This is a genomic window from Streptomyces pyxinicus (assembly GCF_024753135.1).
Taxonomy (GTDB): Bacteria; Actinomycetota; Actinomycetes; order Streptomycetales; family Streptomycetaceae; genus Streptomyces; species Streptomyces pyxinicus.
This window is the reverse complement of record NZ_JANUGP010000061.1, coordinates 1-11,523: the sequence shown is the minus strand read 5'-3', so window position 1 is coordinate 11,523 and position 11,523 is coordinate 1. Positions and strand designations below refer to the sequence as shown.

General features: G+C 73.4%; 6 protein-coding genes and 1 pseudogene. 3 read left to right on the top strand and 4 right to left on the bottom strand.

All coding sequences use genetic code 11. The features are described from left to right. The 3 genes and pseudogenes from NX794_RS35985 to NX794_RS35685 all read right to left on the bottom strand — a co-directional run. A pseudogene (locus tag NX794_RS35985) lies at window positions 1–306 on the bottom strand (Tat pathway signal sequence domain protein); the annotation flags it as partial. Window positions 307–1,585: 1,279 nt separating this feature from the next. After that, window positions 1,586–2,071 carry a hotdog fold thioesterase gene (locus NX794_RS35690; RefSeq protein ID WP_258783874.1) on the bottom strand — a complete coding sequence of 162 codons (486 nt, stop codon included), beginning with the start codon at window positions 2,069–2,071 and terminating at the stop codon, window positions 1,586–1,588. Between the two features lie 57 nt (window positions 2,072–2,128). Then, on the bottom strand, window positions 2,129–4,444 hold the full coding sequence (locus tag NX794_RS35685) for an FdhF/YdeP family oxidoreductase (protein ID WP_258783873.1): 2,316 nt from the start codon (window positions 4,442–4,444) through the stop codon (window positions 2,129–2,131). 143 nt (window positions 4,445–4,587) lie between these two features. Between NX794_RS35685 and polA the strand changes: the two genes are divergently transcribed. Further along, complete coding sequence (gene polA, locus NX794_RS35680; RefSeq protein WP_258783872.1) at window positions 4,588–7,314, top strand: DNA polymerase I; 2,727 nt, start codon at window positions 4,588–4,590, stop codon at window positions 7,312–7,314. 968 nt (window positions 7,315–8,282) lie between these two features. After that, window positions 8,283–8,687 carry a hypothetical protein gene (locus tag NX794_RS35675; RefSeq protein WP_258783871.1) on the top strand — a complete coding sequence of 135 codons (405 nt, stop codon included), beginning with the start codon at window positions 8,283–8,285 and terminating at the stop codon, window positions 8,685–8,687. Here the strand turns inward: NX794_RS35675 and NX794_RS35670 are convergent. Then, a complete protein-coding gene (locus tag NX794_RS35670) occupies window positions 8,608–9,453 on the bottom strand; it encodes a DUF4184 family protein (protein ID WP_258783870.1) in 846 nt (281 codons plus the stop codon). The two genes, NX794_RS35675 and NX794_RS35670, sit on opposite strands and share 80 nt — an antisense overlap. 346 nt (window positions 9,454–9,799) lie before the next feature. Between NX794_RS35670 and NX794_RS35665 the strand changes: the two genes are divergently transcribed. Continuing rightward, window positions 9,800–11,523, top strand: a 1,724-nt coding sequence (locus tag NX794_RS35665; protein WP_258783869.1) for a lytic transglycosylase domain-containing protein, incomplete at its 3' end; no start/stop codon positions are given.

The window sequence follows — 11,523 nt, the reverse complement described above, 5'->3', positions numbered from 1 at the left end:
GTAGCGGTCGCCCAGGATGAAGCTCTGGGTCTGTATTGCGCGCGCATTACGCAGGGTTACATCCAGAAAAGGGAGCCCCGCGTTCCTGGGGGCTTTTCCGCAATCCGTCACGTGCGCGGAAATCGTGATCTTGCGTGCCGAACCCGCCACGGTCCGGAAGGGCGCCGGGGGCTCGGTCCTCAGCGACAGGCCCGCGTACGGCTGCGTCACCCGGGTCACGGTGACCGGCGCCCCGGACGCCACGCTGAGCAGCACCGTGAAGCGGAAGCCGCGCGCTGGGACGGGGCTGCCGTCGAGGTAGGTCACGTCCACGGCCTGTGCGGGATACGGCACTTGGGGCGCTGGAGGCGAGGCGTGCGCGGGGCGCCGTGCGCGCGTGGCGTGGCACAGGCCGACGCCACCGAGGAGGACGGCCAGGGCGAGCCCGGCGAGGACCATCCGCCGGTGCCGGCCGCACCGGGAGCGCGGCGACCCTCGTCCGCGCTCACCTCGACCACCCGCGCGCTCCGACGGCTCGTCCCACGCCCGCGTGCCCTCACCGGGCTCGACGGGACCGACCCCGCTCACCGCCGGCGGCCCGTCGCCGGGGCGCCGCGACGGTAGCGCTCGGTACACGCCGTGCGTATCCGACGGCCGCTCAACTGATCGGCCGAAACGCCGCCTTGACGCCGGCGCCTTGCGGGGGACCGGTACTGGCGGCCCGTCGCGCGCGGTGGGGTCGCCGGTGCCGGTGGGGTGGGTCGGGGTGTGGCCGGTGCGCTGGGGTCTGCTCGCCGTCCGGTGCCGTGACGGTGGTGTTCGGTACGCGTCATGTGTCTCCAGCGGGCGGTCAACTGGTCGGCTGAGGCGGCGCTTTGGCGTCGGCGCCTTGCGCGGGACCGGTACTGGTGGCCCGTCGCGCACAGTGGGGTGGCCGGTGCCGGTGGGGCCGTTGATGCCGGTGGGGTGGGGGCGGGGTGCGGCCGGTGCGCCGGGGTCTGCTAGCCGTCCGGCGTCGTGACGGTGGTGTTCGGTACGCGGCATGTGTCTCCGGCGGGCGGTCAACTGGTCGGCTGAGGCGGCGCTTTGGCGTCGGCGCCTGGCGCGGGACCGGTACTGGTGGCCCGTCGCGCACAGCGGGGTGGCCGGTGCCGGTGGGGCCGTTGATGCCGGTGGGGTGGGCCGGGGTGTGGCCGGTGCGTCGGAGTTTGCTCGCCGTCCGGCCGGTGACGTCCTCGAACGCCGGGGCGCCTTCCCGCTGGGCTGTGCCGTCGGCGAGGCGCGGTGACGGTGGTGTTCGAAACGCACCGGGCGTACTCGATGGGTGGTCAACTGGTCAGCTGAGGGGTCGTCGTGATGTCGGCGCCCGGTCCGGACCGGGCGGGTGGTGAGGCGGGGGCGCAGTCCGGCGTCACCGCCGGCGGCTGTCGTGGGCTCCGGGGCGGGAGCGGCAGGCCGGTCGGCGGAGCCCGTTACGTGTTGCGGGGCCGTCGATGCCGGTGGGGTGGGCCGGGGTGCGGCCGGTTCGTCGGAGCGTGCTCGCCGTCCCATGCGCCGAAAGTAGGGCGTGGGACGGCACGGGGCAACGGGCTGTCGGGTGCGCCGCTCAGCCGGCGGTGGCGGGCACCCCGTCGCCCGGCTTCAGGTCGCGCAGCATGCAGGTGAGCCGGGCGGTGCACACCCGGCGGCCCTCCTCGTCGCTGATCACGATCTCGTACGTCGCCGTCGACCGGCCCCGGTGCACAGGGGTGGCCACGCCGGTCACCAGGCCCGAGCGGACCCCGCGGTGATGGGTGCAGTTCAGGTCCACACCCACCGCGATCTTCGAGCTGCCGCCGTGCAGCATGGAGCCGACCGAGCCCAGGGTCTCCGCCAGCACCGCCGAGGCGCCGCCGTGCAGCAGGCCGTACGGCTGGGTGTTGCCCTCCACCGGCATCGTCCCGACGACCTTCTCCGCCGAGGCCTCCACGATCTCCACGCCCATCCGCGTGCCGAGGTGGCCGGCCGAGAACAGGGCCGGCAGGTCGACCCCGAGCGTCGCGTACTCCTCGATGATCTCCCGCGGGAACTGCACTCGCTGCTGCTCGCCCATCGGCCCGGCTCCGTTCGTCGTACGCGTCGTACACCTGACTCTTCGCTGAGCGAACGCTCAGTCGGTCGCCGATTGTTCCAGACGGTCCTCGGAGCGGTCCCCGGTGTGGTCCTCGATCCGTATGACGACGGACTTGCTGGCCGGGGTGTTGCTGGTGTCGGCGGTGGCGTCCAGCGGGACGAGCACGTTCGTCTCGGGGTAGTACGCCGCCGCGCACCCGCGCGCCGTCGGATAGAGCACGACCCGGAAACCCGGCGCCCGCCGCTCCACCCCGTCCTTCCACTCGCCGACCAGGTCCACGTACGACCCCTCGCGCATCCCGAGCGACCGCGCGTCCTCGGGGTTCACCAGCACCACCCGGCGCCCGCCCGTGATGCCCCGGTAGCGGTCGTCGAGCCCGTAGATCGTGGTGTTGTACTGGTCGTGCGAGCGCAGCGTCTGGAGCAGCAGCCGGCCCGCGGGCAGCTCCGGGTACTCCACCGGCGCCGCCGTGAAGTTGGCCTTGCCGGTGGCCGTCGGGAAGCGCCGCTCGTCGCGCGGGGCGTGCGGCAGGGTGAAGCCGCCGGGGTCAGCCACGCGCGCGTTGAAGTCCTCGAAACCGGGGACCACGCGCGCGATGCGGTCACGGACCGCCGCGTAGTCCTCCGCGAGCTCCTCCCACGGCACGACGCTCTCCTCGCCCAGCACCCTGCGCGCGAGCCCGCACACGATCGCCGGCTCGGACCGGAGCAGCGGGCCGGCCGGCGCGAGCCGCCCGCGCGAGGCGTGCACCATGCCCATGGAGTCCTCGACGGTCACGAACTGCTCGCCACTGCCGCGCACATCGCGTTCCGTGCGGCCCAGCGTGGGCAGGATGAGCGCCCGCGCGCCCGTGACGACGTGCGAGCGGTTCAGCTTGGTCGACACGTGCACCGTCAGCCGCGCGCGCCGCATCGCGGCCTCCGTCACCTCCGTGTCGGGGGAGGCCGAGACGAAGTTGCCGCCCATCGCGAAGAACACCTTCGCCTCGCCGTCGCGCAGCGCGCGGATGGCCCGCACCACGTCGAAGCCGTGCTCGCGCGGCGGCGCGAAGCCGAACTCCTTCTCCAGCGCGTCCAGGAACGCCGGGGCGGGCCGCTCGAAGATGCCCATCGTGCGGTCGCCCTGCACGTTGGAGTGGCCGCGCACCGGGCAAACGCCCGCGCCCGGACGGCCGATGTTGCCGCGCAGCAGCAGGAAGTTGACCACCTCGCGGATGGTCGGCACCGCGTGCTTGTGCTGGGTGAGCCCCATCGCCCAGCAGACGATGGTCCGCTCGGAGGCGAGGACCATGCCGAGCGCCCGCTCGATCTCCGCGCGCGTGAGCCCCGTCGCCGCGAGCGTCTCGTCCCAGTCGGCCGCGCGGGCTGCCTCGGCGAACTCCTCGAAGCCGTGGGTGTGTTCGCGCACGAACTCCTCGTCGACCGCGCCCTCCGTCTCCAGGACCAGCTTGTTCAGGAGCCGGAACAGGGCCTGGTCGCCGCCGATGCGGATCTGGAGGAAGAGATCGGTGAGGGCGGCGCCCTTGAGCATGCCCTGCGGGGTCTGCGGGTTCTTGAACCGCTCCAGGCCGGCCTCGGGCAGCGGGTTGACCGTGATGATCCGCGCGCCGTTCGCCTTGGCCTTCTCCAGCGCGGAGAGCATGCGCGGATGGTTGGTGCCCGGGTTCTGGCCGGCGACGACGATCAGGTCGGCCCGGTACAGATCCTCCAGCAGCACGCTGCCCTTGCCGATGCCGATGGTCTCGTTCAGCGCCGATCCGGACGACTCGTGGCACATGTTGGAGCAGTCCGGCAGGTTGTTCGTGCCCAGCTCGCGCGCGAAGAGCTGGTACAGGAACGCCGCCTCGTTGCTGGTACGCCCCGAGGTGTAGAAGACCGCCTCGTCGGGGGAGTCGAGGGCGGCGATCTCCTCGGCGATGATGTCGAACGCGCGGTCCCAGCCGACCGGCTCGTAGTGCTCGCCGCCCTCGGGCAGGTACATGGGGTGCGTGAGGCGGCCCTGCTGCCCCAGCCAGTAACCGCTGCGGCCGGCCAGGTCCGCCACCGGGTGCGCGGCGAAGAACTCGGGCGTGACCCGGCGCAGGGTGGCCTCCTCGGCCACCGCCTTCGCGCCGTTCTCGCAGAACTCGGCCGCGTGCCGGTGCTCCGGCTCGGGCCAGGCGCAGCCCGGGCAGTCGAAGCCGTCCTTCTGGTTCACCCGCAGCAGGGTCAGCGCGGTGCGCCGCACGCCCATCTGCTGCTGGGCGATGCGCAGGGTGTGCCCGATGGCCGGCAGCCCGGCCGCCGCGTGCTTCGGCGCCCCGACCTTCGGCGCGTCCTGGACCGGATCCCCCGCGGGCGGCTTCGACGCCATCGCACGCTCCCCTTCGACTGCGCGTGACAAGTACCACGACGATCCTCGCACGGCCCACCGACAACGACGCCGGTGCCCTTGCCCCGGCTGCCCCGGCGGGCGCCGGGCCCGGAGTGTCAGTGCGGCGTGGCAGGATCGGGGACGTGGCAGAGAAAGCATCGAAGAAGACCGACCAGACCCCCGGCGGTACCCGTCCCCGGCTGATGCTCATGGACGGGCACTCGCTGGCCTACCGCGCGTTCTTCGCGCTGCCCGCGGAGAACTTCACGACCGCGACCGGCCAGCCGACGAACGCGATCTACGGCTTCGCGTCGATGCTGGCCAACACCCTGCGTGACGAGGCGCCCACGCACTTCGCGGTCGCCTTCGACGTCTCGCGCAAGACCTGGCGCTCCGAGCGGTTCACCGAGTACAAGGCGAACCGCTCCAAGACCCCGGACGAGTTCAAGGGCCAGGTCGAGCTGATCGGCGAGCTGCTCGACGCGATGCACGCGCCCCGCTTCGCCGTCGACGGCTTCGAGGCGGACGACGTCATCGCCACGCTCGCCACCCGCGCCGAGGCCGAGGGTTTCGACGTCCTGATCGTCACCGGCGACCGCGACTCCTTCCAGCTGGTCAGCGAGCACACCACCGTGCTCTACCCGACGAAGGGCGTCTCGGAGCTGACCCGGTTCACCCCGGAGAAGGTTTTCGAGAAGTACGGATTGACGCCCGCGCAGTACCCGGACTTCGCGGCCCTGCGCGGCGACCCGTCCGACAACCTCCCGGGCATCCCCGGCGTCGGCGAGAAGACCGCCGCGAAGTGGATCAACCAGTTCGGCTCCTTCGCGGACCTGGTCGAGCGCGTCGAGGAGGTCAAGGGCAAGGCCGGTCAGAACCTCCGCGACCACCTGGAGTCCGTCAAGCTCAACCGCGTCCTCACCGAGCTGGAGCGCGACGTCGAGCTGGAGCGGGCCGTCACCGACCTGGAGCGCACACCGTACGACCGCAAGGCCGTCGCGACGATCCTGGACACCCTGGAGATCCGCAACCCGTCCCTGCGCGAGCGTCTCTTCGCCGTCGATCCCGGCGGCGAGGAGGCCGAGGCCGCACCGGTCGCCGCCGACGGCGTGGAGATCGACGGCTCGGTCCTGCGCACCGGCGAGCTGGCCCCCTGGCTCGCCGAGCACGGCACCGGGACGCTGGGCGTGGCCACCGTCGACACCTGGGCACTGGGCACCGGCTCGGTCGCCGAGGTCGCCCTCGCCGCGGCCGGGGGAGCCGCCGCCTGGTTCGACCCGGCCGAGCTGGACGAGGCCGACGAGAACGCGTTCACCTCCTGGCTGGCCGACGCCGAGCGGCCCAAGGTGTTCCACAACACCAAGGGCGCCATGCGGGTCTTCGCCGAGCACGGCTGGCGCATCGCGGGCGTCGGCATGGACACCGCCCTCGCCGCCTACCTGGTCAAGCCGGGCCGCCGCTCCTTCGACCTGGACGCGCTGTCGCTGGAGTACCTGCACCGCGAGCTGGCCCCGGCCGCCGCGGCCGACGGCCAGCTCGCCTTCGGCGCGGACGACGCCGCCGAGGCCGAGTCGCTGATGATCCAGGCCCGCGCGGTCCTCGACCTCGGCGAGGCGTTCACGGCCCGGCTGGCGGAGGTGGGCGCCGCCGACCTGCTGCGGGACATGGAGCTGCCCACGTCCGCGCTGCTGGCCCGCCTGGAGCGGCACGGCATCGCGGCCGACCGCGCGCACCTGGAGGCGATGGAGCAGACCTTCGCCGGCGCGGTGCAGCAGGCCGTGAAGGAGGCCCACGCGGCCGCCGGGCACGAGTTCAACCTGGGCTCGCCCAAGCAGCTTCAGGAGGTCCTCTTCGGCGAGCTGGCCCTGCCCAAGACGAAGAAGACCAAGACCGGGTACACCACCGACGCGGACGCGTTGGCCTGGCTCGCCGTCCAGACCGACAACGAACTGCCGGTGATCATGCTCCGGCACCGTGAGCAGGCGAAGCTGCGGGTCACCGTCGAGGGTCTGATCAAGACCATCGCGGCCGACGGCCGGATCCACACCACCTTCAACCAGACGGTGGCCGCGACCGGCCGGCTCTCCTCCACGGACCCGAACCTCCAGAACATCCCGGTCCGTACCGACGAGGGCCGGGCGATCCGCCGCGGCTTCGTCGTCGGCGAGGGCTTCGAGTCCCTGATGACCGCCGACTACAGCCAGATCGAGCTGCGCGTGATGGCCCACCTCTCCGAGGACGAGGGCCTGATCCGGGCGTTCACCTCCGGGGAGGACCTGCACACCACCGCGGCCTCCCAGGTGTTCGCCGTCGAGCCGGCCGCGGTCGACGCGGAGATGCGCCGCAAGATCAAGGCCATGTCCTACGGCCTCGCCTACGGGCTGTCCGCCTTCGGCCTCTCCCAGCAGCTCAACATCGAGGCGGGGGAGGCGCGCGCCCTGATGGACGCGTACTTCGAGCGCTTCGGCGGGGTCCGGGACTATCTGCGCCGCGCGGTCGACGAGGCCCGGGCCACCGGCTACACGGCGACCCTCTTCGGGCGCCGCCGCTATCTGCCCGACCTCAACAGCGACAACCGGCAGCGCCGGGAGGCGGCCGAGCGGATGGCCCTGAACGCGCCCATCCAGGGCACGGCGGCCGACATCGTCAAGATCGCCATGCTCAAGGTGGACGACGCCCTGCGCGCGGCCGACCTGAAGTCCCGCATGCTCCTCCAGGTCCACGACGAAATCGTCCTGGAGATCGCCCCCGGCGAGCGAGCCGCCACGGAGAAGATCGTCCGCCACGAGATGGCCAACGCGGTCCACCTCCGCGCCCCGCTGGACGTCTCGGTGGGCGTGGGCCACGACTGGGAATCCGCGGCGCACTAGCCTGCGGCGCCCCCGGCGAGGGGGCTCCTTCCGGTACCGGGTCCTGGCCGCTTCGTCGGCCGGGGTGCCGGGCCCGGGAGGGGCTCCTCGGTCGGGCTTGTCGGCCGGCGGGAGACGCGGGCCGCGAACGGGGGCTGCGCTGCCGCGCCGGTCAGTGACCTGACCCACGGGGGGTTCGCGGCGCAGAAGCCGGGGAGGTGCGGGGTGTGAGCCGGGTGCCGGGTGGCCGCCCCCGCTTCTCGGGCTGCCGCTCGTCGTACCGCGAATGGGAGCCGCGCCGGGGCGACGAGCGGCGGCGCCGCGCCGGGGCGACGTCAATGTCCAGCACACGGCCGCTCCCGGGCACCTGGCCGACCCGCCGCGGTCCGGCCCTGGTGGCTTACCGCCGCTCGCGCGCCGTCCGAGCGGACGGGACGTTGTGCGCACCCGCTGCGCGGCGCCCCTGGAATTCGCCGCACTTCCGTGGGGGCTTACGGGAGGGCGGCGGTCCCGGCCCAACTCGCGCTGGGCACGCGGTCGCGCCTCCCCGCGCACACCGGCTGCCCCGAAGCCGCCCAGCCCCACACCGCGCCCGGCCTCCCAGCTCCGCGCCGCACCCTCGCCGTGCCGGCCGCGCCGGTCCCCGTGCCGGCCCCGCCGACGTCCGTACCGCCCCTGGCTGTACGGGACCCGCTCTCGCCGACCTCCGTACCGCCCCCGGCTGCACGGAACCCGCCCCGCCGGCACCTGTACCGCCCCTGGCCGTACGGACCCGTCCTGCCCGCGCTGAGCCCCCGCCATACCGGCCCCACAGCCCCCGTGCCCGCACACCGCCCGCCCCGGCCCCGTCGAGCCCGTACCGCACCGCTCCCCCCTGCACACCCCTCCCGCCCCCGGGTAGCGAGGTCGGCCGAACCACCGGTGGGGCCGTCACTCACGTGGCCCCCGCAGAAACGCCGCGCGGCCCCGGCAACAGCAAAACTGCGGGCATGGGTATACGCATGCTTCACCGCCGGACGCCCGAGGCAGCTCCCCGGGTCTGGGCGGACACCGCCTCGGCGCAGGCCATGCCCGCCTCGCCGGTCCCGGCCCTCGCGGCCGACGCAAGCACCGCCCGCATCCCGGCCGACCTGGCCACGACCGTCCGCGGCGCCGCCACCGGACTGCGCCGCCGGCTGGCCGCCGTGAGCCCACGCGCACCACACGACTGGCGTCCGTGGGCCGACCTGGCCCGGGGCTACCTCGCCCTCGCGCTGACCTCGGTCCCGAGAGCGCGCCGCCGACGGCAGAAGCTCACGGTGTTCGTCGCGTCCCTCACCGCGAGACCGGCCGCCCCCGACGCGCCTCGGCCATCTCAGGGCCGTACCGCACCGGGGCCGGACGCCACACCCTGACGCTCACGGCGCAGAGCAGCAGCCCGAGGACCATTCCGGCGCCGACGCCGAAGCACAGGGTGGGCACCAGCTCCCACCCGCGCGGCGCCGGATCCCGGGCTGTCACCCGCTGCACCGCCCCGGCAAGGGCACAGCCGCCGAGCACCAGCAGCGCCCGGCACCGGTCCCGCGCGGACAGCGCCGGCACCCCGGCCGGGTCGCCGGAGGGCGCCCGCCGCAGTGCCCGCAGCACGAACACCACGAGCACGACGGCAGCCGCGGCGGACGTGCCGTACTGCAACCACGTGTACAGCGGCGCCCCCGCCGGCCGGTACCGCGCGAGGGCGGGAACCAGCCGCGTCCCCCACCGGTCGTGGTGGGTGAACGCGTCCCACACCACGTGCGTCAGCGCCCCGAGCACCGCGGAGCCGTACCACCGGGCCACCGTCACGGCCCGCACGCGCGCGCGGGGCGCCCCGCAGCGCAGCAGCGCGGCCGGCCGGCCCTGCCGGGCCCGGGGCAGCAGGGCGACGAGCGGCTCCCGGACGAGCAGCCACAGCACCACGAGCGTCCAGGCGAGCAGCACGTCCACCGTGGCGACCCCGGCGAACGCGTGTGTGAACGCGCCGAATTCCATCGCCCCGGGCACAACGCCCGCCGCGTAATAGGTGAGATCGGGTGCGAACGAGCCGGCCACCAGCACGGCCGGAACCAGCCGGCCCCGGCCGGTCCCGTCCGGGCGGATACCGGGCAGCACGGCCGCCGCGTGGCTGAGCGTGAACGGCAACAGAGCCCCTTCGTACGATCGCGGGCACCGGTCCGGAACTCCCGGTGATCAGCGCACGTTCAGTATGCGGGACCACCGCCGGGCGGCCCGCGCGCCAACGGCATGTGGCCGACCGGTGAAAAGCGGGCACGCACCGGTGCCCAGGGCAAGCAAGTTGTCGTAGGGTCACGAGCGGTGTCCCGCCGAGCGCGCGGCACGGCTCACGCGGTACAGCACACGTCGCACACACATCGCGGACAGGAAAACCCGGCACAAGGGCAACCACGGCCGCGAGTCGACCGTCAGACCAGAGCGAGGCACACGGCAGGAGACGGACGCGGCGGCGTCCTCGGGAGGGGTTCACTCTATGGCGGCGCACTTCGGCAGGCGGCTGCGCAAGGGAGCGGCGACAACAGCGGTGGCAGCCGCGGCGGTAGCGGCTCTCTCCGCGTCCCAGGCTCCGGGAGCGACCAGCGAGGACCAGGGAAGACAGGCGACGGCCGGCACCGCCACGCCCGCACCCGACACCCCCGCGGCCGGCGACGCCACCGGCAGTTCGCCGTACTACACGGACCTGCCGCCGCTGAAGAGCCCCAACCCCGCACCCACCGTGGGCACCGGCACCCCCGTCGCGCGCGGCGCGGCCGAGGCCGGCATCCCCGCCACGGTCCTCGACGCCTACAAGAGGGCCGAGGCCGAGCTGCGCACCGCCAAGCCGGGCTGCAACCTGCCCTGGCAACTCCTCGCCGCCATCGGCAAGGTGGAGTCGGGCCAGGCCCGCGGCGGCCGGGTCGACGCGAACGGCACCACCCTGGGCCGCATCCTGGGCCCCCAGCTCGACGGCAACGGCTTCGCGCTCATCAAGGACACCGACCACGGCGCGTACGACGGCAACAGCCAGTACGACCAGGCGGTCGGCCCCATGCAGTTCATCCCGTCCACCTGGGCCTGGGCCGGCCGCGACGGCAACGGCGACGGCAAGAGCGACCCGAACAACGTCTACGACGCCGCCCTCGCCGCCGGCCACTACCTGTGCCGGAACAACTGGGACATGTCCGGCGACTCCGGCCTGCACAGCGCGATCCTCAGCTACAACAACTCGCAGGACTACCTGAACCTGGTCCTCAACTGGCTTGAGTACTACCGCAAGGGCACCCACTCCGTGCCCGACGGCACCGGCACCGTCCCGTCCCACCGCAGCGACGACAGCGGCATCCCGGTCACGCCGAGCACCCCGAACCCGAAGCCCTCCACACCGACGCCCGGCAAGCCGCACCAGCCCAAGCCCGACCCCAAGCCGCACACGCCCGGCGGCGGCCAGAGCCCCGACCCGACCCCGCCCAAGCCGCCGACCCCGCCGACGGATCCGAAGACTCCCACCGACACGGTGGACCACCTGAAGGACGCGGGCACGGACAAGCTCACCGCGATGGCCGGCGACGCCTTCACCGAGCGGATCGGCACCCGCGCCGAGACCAAGGCAGGCAAGGCCGTCGGCAAGGTCAGGATCAGGTTCACCATCACCGGGGACACCGACACCACCTTCACCGGCGGTGAGAAGGTGGCCACCGTCGTCACCGACGCCAAGGGCACCGCCCTCGCCCCGGCGCTGCAGGCGGGCGAGAAGACCGGCGACTTCAAGGTCACCACGGCCGTCGTGGGCCGCACCGTGAAGGGCGTCGACTACCCGGTCACCGTGACCGCGCGTGCGGCCGACACCCTGGCCCGCACCACCGACAAGCCGCTGACCTGCACCCCGGGCGGCGAGTTCGCCGACCAGGTCCAGCTGAAGGCCACGTACAAGGGCGCCGTCGCCGAGAAGGTCGCGGCCACCGCCACCCTGATCAAGTCCGCCACCGACGCCACCGAGAACGACAAGGGCCCCTACTTCAAGGACGCCGACGGCAAGCCCGTGCGCACCCTCACCGGCCTCCGGACGGACGCCAAGGGCCTGCTGAAGCTCCCGAAGCTGTACGCCGACGACACCGCCGGCACCTATCTGCTGCGCGTCACCACCACGGGCGGCGCGACCCTCACTGTGGAACTCAAGGTGGCCGCGGCGGAGGACGACGGCTCCACCGAGACCGGAAC

Excerpts from the sequence above, each read along its gene's own strand:
- NX794_RS35690 (WP_258783874.1), bottom strand. The coding sequence starts at position 2,071 with ATGGGCGAGCAGCAGCGAGTGCAGTTCCCGCGGGAGATCATCGAGGAG.
- NX794_RS35685 (WP_258783873.1), bottom strand. The coding sequence starts at position 4,444 with ATGGCGTCGAAGCCGCCCGCGGGGGATCCGGTCCAGGACGCGCCGAAG.
- NX794_RS35675 (WP_258783871.1), top strand. The coding sequence starts at position 8,283 with ATGGGTATACGCATGCTTCACCGCCGGACGCCCGAGGCAGCTCCCCGG.